The sequence below is a fragment of the Mesorhizobium sp. P2_F5 genome, from assembly GCF_056403715.1.
Genome location: NZ_JBFUEY010000001.1, coordinates 77667 through 98887 on the forward strand (window position 1 = coordinate 77667; position 21221 = coordinate 98887).

At 63.5% G+C, this 21221-nt stretch carries 19 protein-coding genes; 6 read left to right on the forward strand and 13 right to left on the reverse strand.

The annotated features are described in order from the left end of the window. Position 1: 1 nt before the first annotated feature. The 4 genes from AC1DYO_RS00370 to AC1DYO_RS00385 all read right to left on the reverse strand — a co-directional run bounded on the left by AC1DYO_RS00370 (position 2) and on the right by AC1DYO_RS00385 (position 3037). Positions 2–991 carry a serine kinase gene (locus AC1DYO_RS00370; protein ID WP_477259226.1) on the reverse strand — a complete coding sequence of 330 codons (990 nt, stop codon included), beginning with the start codon at positions 989–991 and terminating at the stop codon, positions 2–4. Continuing rightward, positions 988–1422 carry a lasso peptide biosynthesis B2 protein gene (locus AC1DYO_RS00375; protein WP_477259228.1) on the reverse strand — a complete coding sequence of 145 codons (435 nt, stop codon included), beginning with the start codon at positions 1420–1422 and terminating at the stop codon, positions 988–990. The genes AC1DYO_RS00370 and AC1DYO_RS00375 overlap by 4 nt, the downstream gene beginning before the upstream one ends. Further along, positions 1422–1709: a PqqD family protein gene (locus tag AC1DYO_RS00380; protein WP_181056487.1), complete on the reverse strand. Its 288-nt coding sequence runs from the start codon at positions 1707–1709 to the stop codon at positions 1422–1424. Before AC1DYO_RS00380 ends, AC1DYO_RS00375 begins: the two co-directional genes overlap by 1 nt. Before the next feature lie 536 nt (positions 1710–2245). Continuing rightward, a complete protein-coding gene (locus AC1DYO_RS00385; protein ID WP_477259231.1) occupies positions 2246–3037 on the reverse strand; it encodes a DUF2259 domain-containing protein in 792 nt (263 codons plus the stop codon). 217 nt (positions 3038–3254) lie between these two features. On the opposite strand from AC1DYO_RS00385, the gene AC1DYO_RS00390 reads away from it, so the two are divergent. The 4 genes from AC1DYO_RS00390 (at position 3255) to AC1DYO_RS00405 (ending at position 7692) form a co-directional block, all read left to right on the forward strand. Then, positions 3255–5162 (forward strand): propionyl-CoA synthetase, encoded by a 1908-nt coding sequence (locus AC1DYO_RS00390; protein WP_477259233.1) that lies wholly within the window; start codon positions 3255–3257, stop codon positions 5160–5162. Positions 5163–5292: 130 nt separating this feature from the next. Beyond that, complete coding sequence (locus AC1DYO_RS00395; protein ID WP_477259235.1) at positions 5293–6372, forward strand: acyltransferase family protein; 1080 nt, start codon at positions 5293–5295, stop codon at positions 6370–6372. A 210-nt stretch (positions 6373–6582) separates the two neighbouring features. After that, entirely contained in the window at positions 6583–7284 is a 702-nt protein-coding gene (locus tag AC1DYO_RS00400; protein ID WP_477259237.1) for a metallophosphoesterase family protein, read from the forward strand. 72 nt (positions 7285–7356) lie between these two features. Next, the gene (locus tag AC1DYO_RS00405) at positions 7357–7692 is read left to right on the forward strand and encodes a type 1 glutamine amidotransferase family protein (protein ID WP_477259239.1); all 336 of its coding nucleotides are present in this window, start codon (positions 7357–7359) and stop codon (positions 7690–7692) included. 33 nt (positions 7693–7725) lie between these two features. Here AC1DYO_RS00405 and AC1DYO_RS00410 read toward each other — a convergent pair whose 3' ends face one another. The 6 genes from AC1DYO_RS00410 to AC1DYO_RS00435 all read right to left on the reverse strand — a co-directional run bounded on the left by AC1DYO_RS00410 (position 7726) and on the right by AC1DYO_RS00435 (position 15357). Beyond that, positions 7726–10104 carry a polysaccharide biosynthesis tyrosine autokinase gene (locus AC1DYO_RS00410; protein WP_477259241.1) on the reverse strand — a complete coding sequence of 793 codons (2379 nt, stop codon included), beginning with the start codon at positions 10102–10104 and terminating at the stop codon, positions 7726–7728. A gap of 191 nt (positions 10105–10295) precedes the next feature. Continuing rightward, positions 10296–11192: a UTP--glucose-1-phosphate uridylyltransferase GalU gene (gene galU / locus AC1DYO_RS00415; protein WP_477259243.1), complete on the reverse strand. Its 897-nt coding sequence runs from the start codon at positions 11190–11192 to the stop codon at positions 10296–10298. Between the two features lie 65 nt (positions 11193–11257). Beyond that, the gene (locus AC1DYO_RS00420; RefSeq protein WP_477259245.1) at positions 11258–12208 is read right to left on the reverse strand and encodes a glycosyltransferase family 2 protein; all 951 of its coding nucleotides are present in this window, start codon (positions 12206–12208) and stop codon (positions 11258–11260) included. Then, the gene (locus tag AC1DYO_RS00425) at positions 12198–13145 is read right to left on the reverse strand and encodes a glycosyltransferase family 2 protein (protein ID WP_477259247.1); all 948 of its coding nucleotides are present in this window, start codon (positions 13143–13145) and stop codon (positions 12198–12200) included. The genes AC1DYO_RS00420 and AC1DYO_RS00425 overlap by 11 nt, the downstream gene beginning before the upstream one ends. After that, positions 13145–14140, reverse strand: coding sequence for a glycosyltransferase family 2 protein (locus tag AC1DYO_RS00430; protein ID WP_477259249.1), 996 nt, complete (start codon positions 14138–14140; stop codon positions 13145–13147). Before AC1DYO_RS00430 ends, AC1DYO_RS00425 begins: the two co-directional genes overlap by 1 nt. 44 nt (positions 14141–14184) lie before the next feature. Continuing rightward, on the reverse strand, positions 14185–15357 hold the full coding sequence (locus tag AC1DYO_RS00435; RefSeq protein WP_477259250.1) for a glycosyltransferase: 1173 nt from the start codon (positions 15355–15357) through the stop codon (positions 14185–14187). 194 nt (positions 15358–15551) lie between these two features. Here AC1DYO_RS00435 and AC1DYO_RS00440 point away from each other — a divergent pair, with 194 nt between their 5' ends. Continuing rightward, positions 15552–17048: a lipopolysaccharide biosynthesis protein gene (locus AC1DYO_RS00440; RefSeq protein ID WP_477259252.1), complete on the forward strand. Its 1497-nt coding sequence runs from the start codon at positions 15552–15554 to the stop codon at positions 17046–17048. A 36-nt stretch (positions 17049–17084) separates the two neighbouring features. Then, positions 17085–18107: a phosphoribosyltransferase gene (locus AC1DYO_RS00445; RefSeq protein WP_477259254.1), complete on the forward strand. Its 1023-nt coding sequence runs from the start codon at positions 17085–17087 to the stop codon at positions 18105–18107. 19 nt (positions 18108–18126) lie between these two features. On the opposite strand, the gene AC1DYO_RS00450 is transcribed toward AC1DYO_RS00445, so the two are convergent. The 3 genes from AC1DYO_RS00450 to AC1DYO_RS00460 are packed head-to-tail and all read right to left on the reverse strand — an operon-like array spanning position 18127 to position 21174. Continuing rightward, entirely contained in the window at positions 18127–19206 is a 1080-nt protein-coding gene (locus tag AC1DYO_RS00450; RefSeq protein WP_477259256.1) for a glycosyltransferase, read from the reverse strand. A gap of 55 nt (positions 19207–19261) precedes the next feature. Continuing rightward, positions 19262–19711, reverse strand: coding sequence for a hypothetical protein (locus AC1DYO_RS00455; RefSeq protein ID WP_477259258.1), 450 nt, complete (start codon positions 19709–19711; stop codon positions 19262–19264). A gap of 14 nt (positions 19712–19725) precedes the next feature. Then, positions 19726–21174 carry a GMC oxidoreductase gene (locus AC1DYO_RS00460; RefSeq protein WP_477259260.1) on the reverse strand — a complete coding sequence of 483 codons (1449 nt, stop codon included), beginning with the start codon at positions 21172–21174 and terminating at the stop codon, positions 19726–19728. Positions 21175–21221: the final 47 nt, after the last annotated feature.

Below are 21221 nucleotides of genomic sequence, written 5' to 3' on the forward strand. Positions count from 1 at the left end.
GTCAGTCGGCCAGTGCGGCACGGATCAATGTTGACGCCTCGGTCGGGTTCGCGCCGACTTCCAGAGTAAACGTCGGAACGGCTTTGACCAGCGTCGCGATCGTTGCCATGCGGCGCTTCTGCGCCGGCAAAAGGCCGGTCATGCCGGTCCTGACATTGTCGGCGGCGAGCGCCACCATGGCGTCGGTCCTGGCCATCGGCACGAGCCGGGTTTGCGCGTCCGGCGAGCGGGCGAGATGAAGCAGCGCCGCAACCGGCCTGTCGGCCGTCTCCTCGATGCGGATGATCTCGGCCAGGCGCTCCAGCGAGACGGCCTGCTCGCCATTGGCGTCCCATTTGTCGCCGAGGCAGGGGGCCACGAAAGGCAGCATTGCCGCCGTGTGGCGGTGGACCTTCACCTTGCGCGGCAAACCCCACGCCGTGATGCCGCCGCCGGACGCAAGCTTGAGGATCATGACGTCGTCCGAGCACAGGCCGAAGCCTTGCGATGCCAGCGCCAGCGACGTTGTCGATTTGCCGGTGCCGCTCGGCGCGTGGATCAGCACGAGCACCTCGCGGCCGGGCAACGTCAGGCCGGCGGTGTGGAGCATGTGCTGACCACCTGCATCGAGCGCGGCATCCAGCACCATCATCAGCAACGTCCATTTGACCTTGGCGTCGGGATGAACGTGGATTTCAGCCCAGCCCTCATCGGCATTGATCGAGGCGGTCTGCAGGCCGGGAAAGATCAGGTGAACGATGCCGCCACCGTCGATCAGCCGGCAATGGCCGTCCTCCGGCACCTCGCCGTCGAAAGCGAGTTTTCCGGCAGGCAATTCCTGCAGCGCCGACGTCTCGACGATGTTGACCCGGAAACCGGGCTCGACGGGTTCGGCCATACGCAGCGTGCCAAGCATGAGGTCGAAGCTCGGCCAGAGATCGGCCCGCGAGGCGGATATGCTGATGACCTGGCCCTTGAGGTCATAGCAGAAAGTGGCCGCCGAATCGCTCAAGCCGCGTGCCCCTTTCCAGCATCGGCGTGATGGCGATAGATCTGCACCATGCCGGGGAGGCTGTCGCTGACCACCGGCCGGCCGTCGAGGCAAACCCAGCAATGGGCGGACATGCGCGGCGCCTGCATCGACTGCGGATCGACGCCGAAGCGCAGATCGGGATCGAAGCCGGCAAAGCGCAGGAAGCGGTGGGCGAGCAGCCCCTCGCGCAGGCATCTGCGATCGCGCATCAGCCACGGGTGCCGGACGGTGCGATTGACGGCAGAAACGATGTAGGCCGACGACAGGCCGCGATAAGGGGTGGGTGCGCTGAGCGGCGCCCATTTCAACACCGATTCGAAGCTGCGGCGGCCGATCAGGACCGGCATCAGCCGCGCACTGGTCCACAGGTGGACGCGAAACAGGGTGCGCAGGAGAATGCCGTCCGCCATCACGCAGCCGGGTCGGCGAGAATGCCTTCGCTCACCAGTTCGGCGGCCAGCGCCGCCATGTCCTGGTCGAGCGTATCCTTGTCGACCTCGAACTCGTCGGAAAGCAGGACCACGATCTGGTCGAGGCTGCGGGCGCCGTCGACCTTGTCGAGAAAGGCTTCGGTGGTGCCGTTGCAGGTGTAAAGCTGGCCGCTGCGCGCCAAAAGCACGACGGCACCGTCGCCGACATGTTGGACCGAGGCGTCATCCGCCAGCCGCAGAACCATTTCAGAAGCGATTTGGGCCATGGAGCCCCTCCAGACCATTTTCCTGGTGAGCAGATAGCGCGGCAATGCGGCGCTGTCCATTGCGCGGATGGGAGGGAGAACAGGCCGGTCTGGCCGATCTGTGGCATTCCGGCAACGGTAACACCTCTACGACACTCCCAACCAAAACACGGTTGGAGACATCCAATCCAGGGTTGTGGTAACTTCCACGTCGTTGCAGGGTGAGAGCAGGAATCCGCCCCAGAAATAGTCGGTGATCGCGCCTGAAAATCACCGCCGAAAACCGTCAAGCCGGCTGTCGGACAGGGTCAAGGTGTTGCTTTTCTTACCTTAAGTAAGCTATGGAGTCGCCGGGGTTTGGGAGAGCATTGGGTATGCGTTACAATTGGGAGCGGGCTCCGACGGCGTTCGAACGCCATCGGAAGGCATTGGCAGCCGCCATATTGATTGCGGGTGGCGTCGGCCTGATGCTGGCGGCCTTGCCGCTTTAAGAACTGATATCCGACACAAGCCTCTGTGGGGCGCATGAGCTTGCACCCCGCGAGGCAGGCTATGGCTCAGCGTGCATGGCCGGTCACGGCGATGAAGCGGCGGTCGCGCCCCTCAAAACCCTGGCTGAAGCGCTGCACCAGCACAGCCAGCACGGCCGGTTTGCCGGGCGGGGTGTATTCGTAGAATTCCGACAGACTGTAGGAGGTCGGGCAGTTGCGCGAGCCGGGCACAGTCTTGTCCTCGTGCAGCACCTTGAACGGTTTGCCGTCCTGCCCCTGCAGCGACAGGCGGAAGCCGAGCGCCTTGCCCGTCTTGTCACCCTGGATTGTCTTGTCACCCTGAAGTGTCTTGTCGCCTTGCTGGTCGTCCGGCTTTGCATCGTCGAAGCTTGCCGAGCAATCCGTCTTGCTGTCGGCCAGGATTTCATCGAGCTGAATGGTCGAAATCCCTGTTTCATCATAGAACGGCGACAGCCATTTCTGTCCGGCCTGCTCGAGGCGGAAGATGTCGTTGTACTCGACCGTGTCGTCCGGGAAGGTGAACCTGTCAAAGGCCGTGCGCTCACCGCGTGCGGAGATGGCATATTTGGCCAGGATGGGCGCGGCCTGCTTTGCTGCCTGCGCGCGTGCCTGCTCCACCGTCGTGGTCGCCTCTTCCGATTCGTCGACGATGATGATCGGCTTGCCGCCGACGAATTCGTCGGTTCTCGTGTCGATGATATCGATCTCAGACCAACCGGAAACGGCGGCGTCGATCTCGCCATATTGCTCGAAGGCGAAATAATTGCCGTCGGGCGAAAAGCCGATGATGCGCCTGGCCGCGGCATCACCGGCCTGCGCGGCGGAAACGATCGTCAACAGCAGCGCTGCTCCAACGGCAGATCCAACCCCGTATCGCACCATCATGCGCGCCCTGCCCCGATTTCAACCCAGGCCATGGTGCCTGCGATTTGCGGCCAAGGCGAGATCGACTATCCGCCAAATTTTGGGAAAGAGATGGCATTTGGGGGAAGACATGGCCGGGAAAACCCGCTTAGGCTATTGCATGACAGGGAATTTTCCCGGGGAGGGGTGAATGGCGTCACGCTACCACGAGGTCTATGACGGCTGGAAACGCGACCCGGAACAGTTCTGGGCCGATGCCGCCGAGGCGATCGACTGGTATTCGCCATGGACCAGCGTGTTCGATGCCAAGGCAGGCGTTTACGGGCGCTGGTTCAACGGCGCCACCTGCAACACCTGCTTCAACGCTCTCGACCGCCATGTCACCGGCGGCCGCGCCGACCAGATCGCGCTGATCCATGACAGCGCCATCACCGGCACGGTCAAGAAATTCACCTATGCCGAGCTGAAGCGCGAAGTGGTGGCGCTGACGTCGGTGCTGAAGAACCGCGGCATCGTCAAGGGCGACCGCGTCATCATCTACATGCCGATGGTGGCCGAGGCGGCGATCGCCATGCTGGCTTGCGCCCGCATCGGCGCGGTGCATTCGGTGGTGTTCGGCGGCTTTGCCTCGCACGAGCTTGCCACCCGCATCGACGATGCCAAGCCGAAGCTGATCATTTCGGCATCCTGCGGCCTGGAGCCGGGACGCGTCGTTGCCTACAAGCCGCTGCTCGACAAGGCGATCGAGATGTCCCGCCACAAGCCGGACGCGTGCCTCATCCTGCAGCGCGACCAGCTGCGCTGCGAGTTGAAGGACCATTACGACATCGATTTTGCCGACGCCGTTGCGCGCGAGCGCGCGGCAGGCGCCAATGTCGACTGCGTTCCGGTGCTCGCCACTGACCCGCTCTACATCATCTACACTTCCGGCACGACCGGCCAGCCGAAAGGCATCGTGCGTGACAATGGCGGCCATATGGTCGCGCTCAAATGGACGATGGAAAACGAGTTCGGCGTCAAGCCGGGCGAAGTGTTCTGGGCGGCCTCCGATGTCGGCTGGGTGGTCGGCCATTCCTACATCGTCTACGGGCCGTTGCTGCATGGCGCGACAAGCGTTCTGTTCGAGGGCAAGCCGATCGGCACGCCCGACGCCGGCACCTACTGGCGGGTGATCGCCGAACACGGCGTGGTGGCCCTGTTCACCGCGCCGACCGCCTTCCGCGCCATCAAGGGGCAGGACCCCAAAGGCGAATTCGTGCCGAAATACGACTTGTCCAAATTCCGCACTCTGTTCCTCGCCGGCGAACGCGCCGACCCCGAAACCATCAAATGGGCGGAGCAGAAGCTCAATGTGCCGGTGGTCGACCATTGGTGGCAGACCGAGACCGGCTCGCCGATGACCATCAATCCGGCGGGCCTTGGCCTGCTGCCGGTGAAATATGGCTCGCCCGGCGTACCGATGCCCGGCTACGACATCCGCGTACTCGACGATGCCGGCCATGAAGTGCCGCGCGGCACGCTGGGCAATGTGGTGGTCAAACTGCCGTTGCCGGCCGGCTGCCTGCCGACGCTATGGAACGCCGACGACCGCTTCCGGCAGGCCTATCTCGAGGAGTTCCCAGGCTTCTACAAGACGGCCGATGCCGGCATGATTGACGAGGACGGCTATCTCTATGTCATGGCCCGTACCGACGACATCATCAATGTCGCCGGCCACCGGCTGTCGACAGGCGCCATGGAAGAGGTGCTTTCGGCGCATCCCGACGTCGCCGAATGCGCCGTCATCGGCATCGCCGATCAGATGAAGGGCCAGGTCCCGCTCGGCTTCGTCGTGCTCAATGCCGGCGTCGCGCGCGACACTAGCGCCATCGAAGGTGAGGTGGTTTCCCTGGTGCGCGAACGGATCGGTCCGGTCGCCGCCTTCAAGACGGTGGTGACGATCAAGCGCCTGCCCAAGACACGCTCCGGCAAGATCCTGCGCGGCACGATGCAGAAGATCGCCGACAAGGAAGAGTGGACGATGCCGGCGACCATCGACGATCCCGTCATCTTCGACGAGATCACCGCGGCGCTCAAAGCCCGCGGCATCGGGGTCTGACCGCTCGCGTTGCCGATGCCGACCCGACATAGAGGCGTCGCGGCAAAATCATCCCGCACTGCAATCGTCTGTTGTGCAATGCAGCAACAGACTTTAAAGTTTGCGTGGGGGGTCATTCCGAAGGTACGGCATGACTCAGCACAAGACGACATTCGGCGGTGTCGACATATTGCGTTTTCTCGCCGCCGTCATGGTGATGTTCTATCACTACGGCTTTTGGGTGTGGGCGTTTCCCGGCGGCATTTCGGCCCGCGCCACCGGCGGCATCCCGCCCCATCCTGAAATGGCCTTTGTCGGTTCCGGCTGGGTCGGCGTTCAAATCTTCTTCGTCATCAGCGGCTTCGTCATCGCCTTCAGCGCCGAGAAGTCGACCCCTCTGCGGTTCTTCGAAGCAAGGGTGAAGCGGCTGGCGCCGGCGGTCTGGGTCTGTGCGCCGGCCACGGCGGCGGTACTGCTCTTCCTTGGCCTCAGCTGGCCGACGGATGCGGTGGTCCGGCTCGTCCGCACCGGACTGTTCGTTCCCTTCGAGCCGTGGGTGGACAGCGTCTACTGGACGCTCGGCATCGAGATCGCCTTCTACGCCGTCGTCTGGGTGCTGCTCAGGCTCGGTCGCTTTGACCTCATGGAAACCGTGGCTGTTGTCATCGGACTGGTCAGCACGCTGTTCTGGTGCCTGTACTATCCGCTCGATCTTTCCAGCCTCGCAGAAACGCGCTGGCTGCAGCTGACGCTGGTGCATCATGGTGCCTTCTTTGCGCTCGGCGTCCTGTTGTGGCTGATGCGGTTCAAGGCTGTGACCCCGGTTCGGCTCGGCTTCTCGGCATTGTTCCTGCTGGGCGGCGCGCTGCAGATCATGAGTTCTGTCGACGTGCACGCCATCAAGGTCGAGGCGGCGATGCCCTATGCGACGCCGATCGTCATCTTCCTCGCGGCGATAGCGCTGATGGCATGGTCGTTGCGGCTCAACCTTTCCTGGTCCGGCTGGCGCCGCATCGGCCTGATGACCTATCCGCTTTATCTGATCCATGACGTCGTCGGCGCGGCGATGATCGGCGCCATGATGCGCGCCGGCGTGCCCTACCTGCTTTCGATCGCCGTTGCCGGGGCGACGATGATTGCCGCGAGTTGGCTGGTGGCGATCGAGGCCGAGCCGCGCATCCGGCTGCTGCTCGACCACACCGTGTTCCGCTACCGTCTCAAGGCCGCCTGACATCACGTCTTGAGAGACCGGCCGGCGAAAACAGCCGGCCGGCCGTTATGGAATTTCCAACGCCTGCCCTGTATCCACGGTTCTGCGGTGCGCCACGAAGGCGTAGCGTGACAACGAAACCCGATTTTCGGCAGGCATCGAGCCCCAGTGGCCTTGTTTCAGCGATCCAGACCCCCTCGGCCGGCGCCGCGCGAGCGCCTGGAAATGGATATGGAGGACACGGTCGTCTACGCGATCGGCGACGTACATGGCTGCTACAAGGAGTTGCTGTCGCTGGAGGCGAAGATCACGCTCGACGCGCGGCAATTTCGCGGGCGCAAGATCATGGTCATGCTTGGCGACTATATCGACCGCGGGCCGCAATCGGCGCGCGTGATCGATCATCTGCTGGCGCTGCCGCCAGAAGGCTTCCTGCGCGTCTGCCTGGCGGGAAACCACGAAGTCGCGATGCTCAACTATCTCGACGGCTATCTGTCACGAGACCGCTGGCTGGCGGTCGGCGGCCGCGAAACGCTGTTTTCCTACGGCGTCGATCCAGTGCGGCTTGCCAGCCTCTATGCCTCAAGCGACGAGGTCGACCGGCGCATCAAGGAGGTCATCCCCGCCAGTCATATCGACTTCCTGCGCAGCCTGCCGGTGTTGCTCTGTTCGGACAAATTCGTCTTCGTCCATGCCGGCATCAGGCCGGGCATCGACCTCGTGGCACAGGATGAGCTGGACCTGCTCAACATCCGCGACGAGTTCTTCGACGCCGCCCATCTGCTCGACCGCTTTGTGGTGCACGGGCACACGCCGGTCGATACCCCCAGGCTCGACGGGCGAAGGCTCGACATCGACACCGGCGCCTTTCACAGCGGCCGGCTGACCGCCGTCAGGATCGCCGACAAATTCGGCAAGCTGATCTTCTCCTGAGCGAAGAAGCCGACTGGAGATTTGCTATCGCATGCTTCCACGCCGATGGTGTGTTCGGTGTGCGAAGGCGCCATGCTGCTTGCCGCCGCGGGGCTGCTGGACGGATATCAGGCGACCACACTCTGGGCATTCGTTCCCTGCTTCGCCGAGCGCTTTGCCAAAGTCATCGTCGCCGAGGGCAATCCGCGTTTCGTGCTCGACCGCAACCGCCTGACAGGCGGCGGGATTTCGTCGGGACTGGACGAAGCGCTGATGCTTATCCAGCTGTTGAAGGGAACGGTTGCCGCGCAGGCGGTTCAGCAAACGATGCAGTACTATCCCGACCCGCCGGTCAGCAGCGCGATACCGCCAGCACCGGCGAGCTGTCCCATTCCGCAAGCAAAGGCGTCAAAGCGGGCCAGCGTCTAACACTGGCCTGCTTGAACTCGTTCTGCGCCGACTCTAGGCAGCCGTCTTGGCGCGCAGGTCGGACTTCTCGAGATAATAGGTCGAATAGCGGTCGAAGAACCTTTCCGAGCCGCCGAGCGAGCCGTATTTCGCCAGCTTCTTCAGGTCGACCTTGTTGAGCACGGCGCCGACGACCTTGTTGGCGACGTAGGGTTCCTGCTCCAGCAGCGAGCGCACCATGGCGCGCGGCGTGCGGCCCCATTCGGCGACCAGCACGAAGCCGTCGACCAGCGGCGCGAAGGCCTTGGCGTCGACCACGGGCCCGAGCGGCGGCAGGTCGACGACGATGTACTCGAAGGTCTCCTTGGCATTGTCGATGAAGCGCCGCATGCCGGCCGACGAAAGCAGCTCGCTGGTGTGCGAGAACTGGCCGCGCAGCACGGCCGGGATGATCGCCAGCTTGGTCTGGCGGTCGACCTTGCCGACCGACTGCCAGGTCTGGCCGTTGACCACGGCTTCCATCAGCCCTTGCTCGGCCTCCATGCCGAGGTTGCGGCTGAGGCCCGGATTGCGCAGATCGGCGTCGATCAAAAGGGTCTTCGAGCCGTTGGCGGCAAGCAGTCCGGCCAGATTGGCGGCGACCGTCGACTTGCCTTCGCCAGGCAGGACCGAGACCACGCCGATGACCCGGCTGCCTTGGCCTTCCATGACGACATCGAAGGCGATCTTGGCGTTGCGCAGCGTCTCCGAGAACATCGATGCCGGAGCATCGACGCTGACTCGCATGCGCGCCCGTTTTTCGGCCGCCGACAATGTGTTGGTGCTTTTGGCATCCGCCGCACCATCGTCGCCGTCCTTGCCGAGCCTGCCGCCGATCGTCGGCAAATAGCCCAGGAATTTGAGGCCAACGCGATCGCGAATGTCCTCGCCGGTCCTGAAGAACCGTTCGTTGAACTCGTTCAGGCCACCAAAGCCGGCACCGAGCAGCACGCCAAGCACCAGTGCCAGCGCCAGCACCCTGGAGGTACGCGGGCTGGAGGCGGAAAGCGGCGCTGATGCATCCGAGATGATACGCACCTTGCCGACCGGGAAGGACTGCTGCTGCGAGGCTTCCTCATAGCGGCCGAGGAAGGTCTGGTAGAGCGTGGTCAGCGCCTGCGCCTGCTGGTCGAGTTCTCGCAGCTTGACCTGCGACTGGTTGTCGACGGAGCTCTTGCCGGCCGCGTCGGAGATTTTCTGCCTCATCGACGTCTCGCGCGAAAGCGCGACTTCATACTCGTTGCGGTAGCTTTCGGTCAGTTGCTTCAACTCGCCGAAAATCTGGGTCGACAGATCGGCCTTCTCCTTGGCCAGCGCCACTGCTTGCGGATGTTCGGCGCCGAAATTGGCCGTCACATCCTGCAGCCGCTTGGCGACGGTGAGATAGCGGGTCTTGAGCGTTGCAATGACGGAACTCGCCGGCTGGTCGCTCGATATTGCGGAATCGTTGAAGGCGTTGTCCGAACCGCTTTCGACGATGGCCTTGTACTGCTGGTAGCGGGCGCTGGCGCGCGCCGTGTCGGCCTGGGCGACGATCAACTGGGCGGTAAGATCGGCGATCTGCTTGTCGCTGATCAGCTGGCCGTCGCTGTTGGCGGCCAGTCCATGTTCAGAGCGGAATTTTTCGACCGCCAGAGCGGCCGCCTGCGAGTTCTGCCGAAGCTCGGTCAGCCGGCCCTGCAACCAGACCGCCGCGCGCTCGGTGGCGTCGAAGCTGGCGTTGAGCTGGTCGGCGAGATAGGCGTCGGCATAAGCCTTGGTGATTGCGGTGGCGAGCGCCGGATTCGACGACTGGTAACCGATGGCAAGCACATAGGAGCGGCCGTTGCGCTGCGCCAGCACCTCGCTCTGCAGCTTCAGCACGGCGTAGTCGTGGCGCGCGGTCTGCATCATGGCCTGGCGTGTCGCCTCATCGACGTTTTCCATGCCGGGAATCTGGTCGGCGGAACTGGAGCGGAAATAGCCGATCACGCCGCGCACGAAGCCGATGCCCTTGACCAGCGCCGATTGCGGCGGGTTCATGAACTCTTCGTTCTGGTCGAGCTTCAGCTTGTCGACCACCACCGAGGCCAGCCGCGCCGAGGTGATGATTTCGATCTGGCTGAGAAGGGCTGCGTCGGTCTGCATGGTGACGGATGCGGCCGAGATGTCGTCGACGACCTTGTTCAGGCCTTCGTCGATCAGCACGCTGGCAACCGACATGTATTGCTTGGGCGTGGTCTGCAGATAGAGCACGCCCAGGAACAGGCCGATAATGGCGCAGACCGCCACCACCTTGACCTGACGCGCCGCCATGCCAAGCAGACGCTCGACGTCGATGAAGTCTTCACCCTTTTCCTGATCGGTGTTGGGCAATGGCATCCTCTTGTCGAGAGGAAAGCTGGCATAATTCATCTTCGGTCCAATTCTAGGTTACAGGCGCCGGAGCGAGACGGGGTCAGGCCCCACCTCGTCCGAAGCTGCGGAGATCGGGGGCAAAGCATGCAACGCAAGCTTCATGCCATCTGGCGCCGGACCTGAGCGGCCAGGCGCGCAGGCATGGGCTGCGCCATCGTCCAAACGCATATGCCCGCGAAACATGGGCATTATGCGGCCACTTCCTGACGCTCATGCGACCGCACGAACGCTTGCAGCATTTCCAGCACAGGCCCCTTCATGTCGTCGCGCGCCAGCGCGAAGGCGATGGTGGCCTCGATGAAGCCTTCCTTGGAGCCGCAGTCGAACATGCGGCCGTTGAAAGGCTGGGCATAGAAAGACTGGCTTTTCGCCAGGCGGACCATGGCGTCGGTGAGCTGGATTTCATTGCCGGCGCCGCGCTGCTGGTTGCCGAGCAGCGAGAAGATCTCGGGCTGCAGGATGTAGCGGCCGTTGATGTAGTAGTTCGACGGCGCGTTGGCCGACGCCGGCTTTTCGACCATGGCCGTCACCTCGAAACCGCTGCCGGCCTCAGCGCCACGACCGACAATGCCGTATTTGCTGGTCTCGGACGGCTCGCAGCGCTCGACGGCGATGACATTGCCGCCGGTCTGCCGGTAGAGATCCATGGTTTCTGCGAGGCAGCCGCGGCCGCCGAACGACACCATGTCGGGAAGCAGCAGCGCGAACGGCTCGTCGCCGATGACCTCTCGCGCGCACCACACCGCATGGCCTAGGCCCTGCGGCGACTGCTGGCGAATGAAGCTGGTGGCGCCGGCCACCGGCAGCATGCTTTCGAGCGCCTCGAGCTGGGTCTTCTTGCCGGTTTGTTCCAGCGTTCCGATCAATTCAGGATGCAGGTCGAAATAGTCCTCGATGACAGCCTTGTTGCGGCCGGTGACGAACACGATGTGCTCGATGCCGGCTTCGAAGGCCTCATCCACCGCATATTGGACCACGGGCCGGTCGACCACGGGCAGCATTTCCTTCGGCATCGACTTGGTCGCCGGCAGGAACCGTGTTCCAAGCCCCGCCACCGGAATGACTGCCTTCCTGACTTTCCGCATCTGGTATTCCTTCTGAGAGAAAAGATTTCTACCTATCGCCGGCTGTTAAATTTGGCCCGCATGCTTCATCTCCCCGTCCCCACGGCAAACTGTGCCGCCACCCTCTTGAGCCGGACGGCGATCGGCATCGACATATGCCTGACAGCCGCCGGATCACTTAGCGCAGTGCGTATCGCCTTCAACGGCGAGCGCGCCTTGATGTGCTGGACCAGCGACAGGAATGATGCCGCCTTGCGCAGGCTGCGGGCGCGCCTGGCGAAGGCGGCCGCGGCAGCCGCGTCCATGGAATTGGTCTCGGCGAAGACTGCATCGGCCTTGCGCATCGCCTCGACATGGTGAAGCTCGAGCACACGCGAGATCGAGCCCGTGCGGATGTGGTAGATATAACCGGTCGTCGGCTCGACCACGCATTTGCCGCCCTTGGCCAGCGCATTGGCGAGCAGGATGTAGTCCTCGCCTATGCTCAGATTTTCATCATAGCGGAGCCCGTTTTCGGTCAGGAAGCGGCGCTGGAAGATCGGCTTGAGATAGCCAAGATTGAACGTGGATTCGAAAACGATGTTACCGGCGATGTAGTCGGCGAGCGTGATTTCACGCAGGCCTTCCAGATAGTCGGCGGGAAACATCGTCGCTTCGGCGACGCCGTCCTCGCGCACCACCTGGAGATTGTCGACGGCGATGACAGCGCCCGCTTTCTCCGCCCGTGCGATCATCGCGCCGAGCCGCCCGGGAAGGACGGCATCGTCCGAATCGAGCACCGCGATCCAGCGGCCGGAAGCCAGCTCGAGCCCGGCATTCCTGGCGCCGCCAGGGCCGCGATTTGCCGGCAGCGCAATCACTTTGACGACATCTTCGGGATAGGCTCTCGCGACGTCGAGCGTGTTGTCGCGCGACTGGTCGTCGACGACGATGATTTCAACGCTGACATCGCGCTGGGCGATGGCACTGACGATCGCCCGGTCGAGCGTGGCCGCGGCATTGTAGGCGGCGATGACAAAGGAGACGTCAGGCTGCACGCTTGCCTCCTTGCTGTGGGGAAGGCAGGCCGTACTGGCGAATTTCGCTGATACCGACCAGGCCGCTGACGACGCCGACATGCATGATGCCGCGCAGCATGCTGCGGTTGCGGCGGACCGGGCTGATCGCGGTCAGCGCCGCCATGCCGAAGCAGTAGGCGGCCTTGGCCGAGGCAAGGCCGACCTCCTTCGCGCGTCGGACAGCACCGGCATCTTGGCCGATGAGGTGGCCATGCGTCTGGCCGAAGCGGAAGCGGCGGCGGCGCAGCCAGTCGAATGCGGCCCGCGAACGCGGCACCACTTCCTCGACCCAGGCCTTCGGTGCGAAGGCGATGCGGCCGCCTGCTTTGACCATGCGATCGAAGAATTCGGTATCCTCGCCGCCGCTCTGGCCGCGCGCCAGGCTGAAACGCCGGTCACGCAGGCTGTCGGCGCTCATCCTCAAAAGGACGTTGCAGGTATAGCCGGTGCGGATATCGCCCTGCACCCAGACCGGCAAGGTCGAATGGAAATCGCCCTTGCGCATCCAGTCCGGCGCGTCCGGGCGATAGAGCGCCCTAACCGGACCGAGCACGGCCTCGGCGCCGCTTGACTCGGCGATAGCAATCAGTTCGGCCAGCCATTGCGCGGAGGCCGTCTCATCATCGTCGATGAAGGCGACAAAATCCGCCGTGCTGGCGTCAAGACAGGCGTTGCGCGCGACCGAGATGTTGCGCGCCGGGGCATGCCGGTAGCGGACCAGCAGCTTCAACTCCCGCGCCAGTTCGGTCACCAGTGTCTCGGCGGTCGGCTCGTCGTCATTGTCGGCGACGATGACGCCGATGCCGAAGCCGGCAGGCATATTCATGGCAGCGAGCGAGCGCAGCGTGTCGGCCAGTTCCGACCGTCGGAACGTGCAGACGCAGATGTCGATGCGGCGATCCCTGGCCATGCTCATCACGCCACCTTGCGCTGCGATCGCGCCCCGAGCAGTTGCAGCCAAAACCCGACCGACCAGCCGAAATGCATGACCATCGCCGAAATGCCGGCCAGCACATTGTTGGGATTGCGTTGGCTAATGGCGGTCCACACGCCATAGCCCAGACAGACCGAGGCCCAGACCAGCAGCGGCACCGCCGCCAGCCAGTGGATGAAGGAAAATGCCGCAAGAAGGACCACCGGCGCCACCAGCAGCGGGATCATCTGCCGTACCTTCGGGATCATGCGATGCTTGAGGACGTTCTTGGCGCGGCCGCGGCCATAGCCGAGATACTGGAAATACAGGCCCTTCAGCGAGGAGCGCGGATAATAGACCATCTGCGTCTTGCCGCTCATCCAGATGCGGTAGCCGGCCTGACGCAGCCGGTAGTCGAGCTCGGCATCCTCATTGTGGCTGAAGGTCTCGTCATAGCCGCCCACAGCCGTGAAGGCCGAAATCCGGATCAGCGCGTGATGGCCATGGTCGACCCATTCGCCGGCCGAAAGGTGCCGGTGCTTGGAGCCGCCGGTGCCCAGCTTGGAATTCTGCGCCGCAGCGACCGCTTTCTGCACCGCGCCACTGCCGCTGGTCAGCATCGAGACGACGACCGAATCAGCACCCGTGGCCAGCGCCTCCTCGACCAGCCTGTCGCAGTAATCGGCGGGATAGCCACCATGGGCGTCAATGCGAATGAGATATTCGGCGCCGGCGCCGAAGCTGGCGACAGCGAGGTTGATGGCCGCACTCTGAATGCGCTTTGGGTTGTGTAGCAGGATGATTTGAGGATCCTGAGCGGCAATCGCCTCGACAATGGCCAAAGTGCCGTCGGTACTGCCGCCATCGGCAACGACGATGCGGGCGCCGAGCCTTAGAGAGGCTGGCCTGAGCTGATCGAGCAGCGCACCGATATGCGCCGCCTCGTTGAGGCAGGGAATGACGATCAGGCTTGGCGGAAGCGCTCCGGTTTGCGTCATCGGTGTCTTCCCATGCTGTGCACTTTTCCCATCTCCGACCATCCCTAAGCCAGTGCCTCGGTGACGAAGGAGCCGGGTGAAGCCGCCAGACCGCGCAGCCTGTCGACAAAGGCCCGGCAGTCGCTGCGGTCGTAGCTCCACGTCCTCGGATTGCGGGCCAGCACGCGCGCCTTGGCCTTGCCAAAGCGCTCCTGGTCCATGCGGCCAAGCGTGGTTTCCAGCGTCTCGGGCGTGGCTTCGGAGAGCAGGACGCCGATGTCCTGCTGGTTCAGGAATCGCCCAGTCTCGGTATTGCCCATCGAGATCGGCACGGCGCCGAAGCGGCAGCCCTCATAAAGACGGTTGGGCAGCAGCCATTCCGAATTCTGCCCTTCCTCGAAGAAGTCGATGGCCCAGGAAAAATGCACTTCACCGTAGATTGCCGCCATGTCTTCCGGGTTGCGGTAGGGGCCGCGGAAAGAGAGATAGGGCTCGGCTTCGACAAAGGCATGGAAATCCGGGAATTCGGACAGTGCCGGACGGCCCCTGAGGATGACCTCGAAGCGCCCGCCCTGGCGGCGGGTGAAATCGGCCAGAAGTTCCAGCGAGCGGCGGCAGCGCAGCGCGCCGAACCAGCCGATGCGCCATGGCGGCGCGACAGAGTTTTCGGCCTTCAGCCGGTCGTCCACGGCGATCGCCGTGGTTTCGAAATATTTGTTTTCGACCAGCTCCACCGGGGCCGCGACTTGCCCGAACGGCTTGAAATAATTGGCGATGAAGGCCGGTGAGCTGGTCACCAGAAGCTTCACGTCGCGCGCGAGATAGCGCTCGGCGGTGCGCAACGCCTTGCCCAGCATGTCGTTGCGCAGCACCAGGCGGTGGATGTCGAGGCATTCGTAGACGATCGGCACGCCGCCGCGAAAGGCGGCCTTGGCACGCCTGGCCAGCGCCAGCATTTCCAGATTGCGGGCGATAATGAGGTCGGGCTTCGGCATTGTTGCGAGCTTCGAGCCTATCGACAGCGCCGCCTTGGCGACCGCCGCCAGGCGCTGGCCGAATCGGCCGTCACGCGTCGCGCCAAGGTCGATCGGCTGCAGCCCCTCGACGTCGGGAACAGCATTTGTGGTCCGACGGAAGCCGGCCAATGTGACCCGCGCGCCGCCTGCCCTGAGCATTATGATCCGCCGGCGCACTGCCGGGTCGGAAACGTCGTGCACAAGGTACAAGACATGCAGCATGAAAACTCGACCGCTGTTGGCCCACCCAAGGGAATGCTAACCCAGCTTTTGCTGCATCGCAACATTTTTGGTGCGCCGTAGCAATGCGTGCACGTTTTTTGTTGCACTGCAAAAACGTATTGCTGTAGTTTGTTGATGGCGGCGGGCGCCGGTCATGACGATGTCGGACCGGCGTAAAATCAGGAATCCTGAATTTGGAAACCAGTGCATTCGATCCGCCCGAGGGCTCACTGCGCAAATCGGTCGGACGCGGCGCTGTCGTTACCGCCATGGCGCAAAGCGTCCGGGTCGCAACGCAGATCGTCTCCGTTATCGTGCTGTCGCGGCTTCTGTCGCCGCAGGATTTCGGCGTGGTGGCGATGTGCGCGCCGGTGCTCGCCTTCATCGCGCTGTTCCAGGATTTCGGCCTGACCCAGGCAACGATCCAGAAGACCGGCATCAAGCACGAAGAGGTCAACTACCTCTTCTGGGTCAATGTCGCCGTCAGTGCGGTGCTGGCCTGCGTGCTCGCCGGGGCAGCGCCGCTGGTGGCCGCATTCTATGGCGAACCGAGGGTGACGGGCCTGGTGGCCGCGTTCGGGCTGCAGATCATGGCCTATGGGCTCGGCGCCCAGCATCTGGCGCTGTTAACACGCCGCATGCAGTTTGCCCGGCTGGCGGCAATCGATGTGGCAAGCGCCGTCATTGGGCTCGCCGTCTCGATCGCCTGGACCTTCATCGACCGCTCCTATTGGGCGCTGTTTGCCGGTACGCTGACAGGCGCCGTGCTGCCGACGGTTTGCTACTGGGCAAGCTCGCAATGGCGCCCCGGCCTGCCGCGCAAGGTCGACGGCATCAGGACGCTGATCAATTTCGGCGCCGGCATTACCGGCTTCAACTTCGCTAACTTCTTTGCCCGCAACCTCGACAATGTGCTGATCGGCAAATATTGGGGCGAAGCCCAACTCGGCCTCTATGACCGCGCCTACAAACTGCTTCTATTTCCGCTGAGCCAGATCACCAATCCGCTGTCGAAGGTGATGGTGCCAGCTCTGTCCAGGCTGAAGGACGAGCCCGACCGCTATCGCAGCGCCTACCTGCGCGTCATGCCGCTGATCCTCTTGGTAGCGTTGCCGGGCGTTGCCTTCGCCACCGCAATGTCCGACGTGCTCATCCCCTTCGTGCTCGGCGAACAGTGGCGTGCAAGCGCCTCGATCTTTCTGGCGCTCGGCTTTGCCGGGCTGTTGCAGCCGCTCAACAACCCGGCGGGATGGCTTTTCGTCAGCCAGGGCCGCTCCGGCGACTTCATGCGCTGGGGCATCGTCACGGCGGTGACATCGGTGATCGCCTTCGCCATCGGCCTGCCCTATGGCGCGTTCGGCGTCGCGGTCGCCTACGCGGTCAGCGAATATCTGCGGACGCCGTTCCTGTGGCTCTATGTCGGCAAAAGCGGCCCCTTGCAGGCGCGCCATGTCCTGTACGCGGCAGCGCCTTTCGTGCTTGGCGCGCATCTGGCGCTGGCCGCCGTGTGGTTCGCCAAGCCGCTGCTGCCCGCGCAGCCGGTCATCGCGCTGGCCGGAGGAGCAGTGCTCGCCTACGCCATCACCATTCTCGTCTCGCTTGTGTTCGGCGCCGGCCGCGAGGCGCTCCGGGAGGCGGTGAAATTGATACCCGCACGGGGTTTTGCCCCGGCACCCAGCGAGGCGAAGTGACCATGCCGGTCACGCGTCGATTTGAGGGCTAACAGCATGAATTACCGATCGATCTCCGACATGAACGACGCCATCCTGCGCAATCTGCACCGGTTGCCGCGCGACATCGACCTGGTGGTTGGCGTGCCCAGGAGCGGTATTCTCGCGGCGACGCTGGTCAGCCTGACGGCCAACATTCCGATGACCGATCTCGACAGTTTTCTCGCCGGCAGGATCTACACGTCGGGCATCACCAAGCGGCGCGCCGCGCTCGACCGGCAGCATGCGGAGATGCGCAAGATCCTGGTGATCGACGACAGCATCGCCGGCGGCAATGCGATACGCGATGCCCGCAACAAGATCGCTGCCGCCGGCATCCAGGGCGATTTCGTCTACGCCGCGGTGTTCGGGTTGCAGCCGGAGCATCAGGAAACGGACATCGTCCTCGAGGTCGTGCCGCATCCCCGGATGTTCCAGTGGAATTTCATGCATCACATCTTCCTCGAGCAATGCTGCGTCGACATTGACGGCGTTCTCTGTCTCGACCCGACCGAGGAAGAAAACGACGACGGGCCGATCTACGAGAAATTCCTGGCCGAGGCGCGGACGCTGCTCGGACCGACCCGCAAGATCGGCTGGCTGGTCACCAGCCGGCTGGAAAAATACCGCAAGCTGACCGAAGCCTGGCTGGCCAAACACGAGATCAAATACGATCATCTGATCATGCTCGACCTGCCGAGCAAGGCGGAGCGGCAAAGGCTCGGCGCGCATGGCAGCTTCAAGGCCGAGTTCTACCGCAAGTCGAATGCCATCCTGTTCATCGAGAGCGAGCATGAGCAGGCGCTCAAGATCGCGAAGCTGTCGGGCAAACCGGTGCTGTGTGTCGAAACCAACATCGTCAGCTTCCCCGACACGCTGTCGCTGCCAGCGCTGGAGCAAGCGGCGCGCAACCTGCCGGCTAGGCTGCGCCAGATCAATTCGCCCGAGGGGCGCAAGTCGGTGGTCAAGAAGGCGGCGCGCACGCTGCTGGGCGAGCGCGGCTACGAGACGTTGAAGAATCGGGTCAAGCGGCCAGCCTAAAGTCCGTCGACACAGCGTGCTACGCGGCTCGGCGCGGCCTCTGTTGCGCCGCCTGGTCGATCAGCGAGAAGAAGGTCGCGAACTGGGCTTCGGGGTTGAGCGCCGGCCGCTCCGAGAAGGTCCGCGCTGCCGCTGATATCCGCTTGTATTCCTCAGCGTCGTTCCACAGCCGCCTGACCGCCGCTGCCCAGTCGGCGAGCGGCGCGTCATAGTCCAGCACCACGCCGCCGGAGCCGATCGCTTCGGGCAGGCCGCCGCGGCGCGAACCGACCACCGGAATGCCGCTGCAATGGGCCTCCGACGCTACCCTGCCCCAGGCCTCTTCCCACTTTGAGGGAGCCAGCAGAATCCTGGTGCGGCCATAGACGGTTTTCATATCGCTGGTGCGGTTTTCCAGCGTGACATTGCCGAGCGACGCGATGGTCGCCTCGATGCGGGCGCGATGGTCGTCTTCCAGCTTCCAGCTTTCGACGAACAGGAACGGGATTTCGGGGCAGGCGCCGGCAATGCGCACCGCGAGGTCGAAGCCTTTTTCCTCATAGGGATTGATCAGCGTGACGAATTCGCCGGTCGTCGGCGTCGCGTAATGCGCCGGGTTGATCATCGGCGGAATGACGGTGGCATCGATGCCGAATTTTTCCTTGTAGGTGCGCGCAGTGAATTCGGAATTGGCGATGTAAAGCGCCGAATCCAGTTCGCGCAGGTCGCCGGCCAGTTCGTGGAATTCGACATTCCTGAGATAGACGACCAGCGGCACACCCTCGGCCTGCAGCGCCTTGCCGATCGGAACCGAGTTGTGGCACTGGACCACGGCGACATCCGGCTTGAGCTTCTTGACGGCAAAGCCGGCCGCCTCCCAGGGATACCAGGCCCGCACGACGGGATAGCCGAGGTGGGAATCGATGGCGCCGCGCTGCCGCAAGAACTTCATCTTGGCGCGCGCCTTGAGGCCGAACATGCCGTCGCCGAATAGCGCGGCCAGCACCGAGGCTTCGTGGCCATGTTCGAGCAACTGCTCGGCCAGATGGTGCGTGCTGGACTGGACGCCGCCGCTGAATTCGGGCGGATAGCCGCTGCCTCCTGCGAAAAGCACTTTCATCGGACTAGGTTCCTTGTCGTTATTCTGGACGGCAACAGCAACGCTGTTGCCGGGCTTACGCGACCTTTGGCGGTTCCAGATTGGCGAATGGATTGGTGCATGACTGCCACCCGGTGAAGCGGATCGGATCGTTCGGCGAGCTGCGCCAGGCGTAGTCGGTCAGCACGTGGAATTCGGCCAGCACAAAGCGGTCGAAATGCCTGAGGTAGCGCCTTTTCTCCCGCGGCAGCAGCTGGCGTGCCTGACCCAGTTTTGCCGTCTCGAGCAGGGTGACGGCGTCGCCGAGGTTTCCGCCCGGGAATATCCAGGGATTGCGGTTTTGAAATTCCAGCACGAACTGCTGCAGATGCTCGGCGCGTATGTTCAGCGGGCCCAGATATTTTTCGAGCGTGATCAGGACCAGATCCTCATCCGAGAAGGAGGACACGGCGGCATAGGCGATACCGGTCGAGGCGACCCCGCCGGCGACGAAGGCCAGTGCTGCACGTCGTGATATCTTCGTCATTCCGGCAGCTCCTTTCATGCCGCTATCCGGCTTGCCGCACGCAAGGAGAGCGCTGCCGCTGTCAGGCTCGGATTGACGCAGGAACAGCTCGGATAAGAGCTGGTGCCGACGACGACCAGGTTCCTCACCTGGTGGTGGATCATGTCGCGATCGATGACCGAATCGGCCGGACCCGTGCCCATTCGCAACGTGCCCTGGACATGCGATTCGGTTGGCCGGATGCCGCGGTCGAAGATCCGTTCCACCGGCAGAGGGCCGAGCAGCGCCGGCAGTTTGTCCAGCGCTTTCGCCATACCCTTGACGGCGTAGTCGGACGCCCCCTTGAAGGAGACGAAGGCGTTCTCGTCCTTGTCGAGGACGACGAGATTTTCCGGGTCGAGCAGGTTCTCCGTCACCATGACGATCGGCAATGTCTGCCGCAGCCGTCCCTTCTCCGCCCGCATGCCGTGCTGCCAGCGGTTTTCGAAATAGACGAGCGCCGCCCCGTGCTCCGCCCTGTGCGGGCCGTCATAGAGGCCGAAGTTCAATCCGGTGGTGATGGTGGAGCCGTCGAAATTGTCGATGCCGTCGAGATAGACCTCGAAATTCCAGCCGTAGGATTCGTGCAGGCCAAGGCCGACGAACTCGCCGCCCAGTCCGGAGCGCAGCATGATCGCCGGGCTCTGGATGGCATTGGCGCCGAGCACGAACAGGTCGCCGCTGACCGTGTATTCCTTGCCGTCATGCATGAACGTCACCGAACGCACGGAACCGCCGACATGATCGAGCCGCCGCACTTCGGCGCCGAGGCAGACCGACACGTCGGGATGCTCGAAGACGTGCAGGAGGCCGTTGTTGACGGTGAATTTCGCATCGGCCGGACAGAGCCAGCAACGCAGATTGGCGCAGCACGATGTGCGCTGTGACGTCGGCACCCGGGCGCGTGCGGTCGGCATGACGAAATGCTGGCCCGGCTGCGCCGCCTTCATCATCCGGTCCGGCGTCGACATGCGATGCGGCGGCTGCGGAAACGGTTTCGAGCGCGGCAGCATCGTCGCCATGTCGGGGTCGCCCGAAATCGACATGACCTCCTCCGCCTCGCAGTAGAACGGCTCGAGCTCGTCATAGGAGATCGGCCAGTCATTGCCGATGCCGTAGAGGCTTTTCAGGCGGAAGTCGTTGGGGTGGAATCGCGGCGTCTGCGCAAACCAGCAATTGGTGCCGCCGCCGAGCCCGATCGTGTAGTTCCACGGCTTGTCGGCATTGTCGGTCTTGTAGGTGGTCTCGTCATCTATGTCGGTGTTGGCGTTCTGCTGGAGCTGCCATTCATGCGTATTGTGGCGGCCCCATTCCAGCACCAGGATGCGCGCCTTGCGGCGCTGGGCGAAGGCATGCAGAAAGAAGGCCGATCCGAAACCGGAACCGATCGCGACGAGATCGAAATGCTCGTTGGCGATTTGCTCGGGCTTGACGTCCAGCACCATCAGATCCTGCCTTCTTTCACGACCGACGCATTCAACCGGCGGCCTCG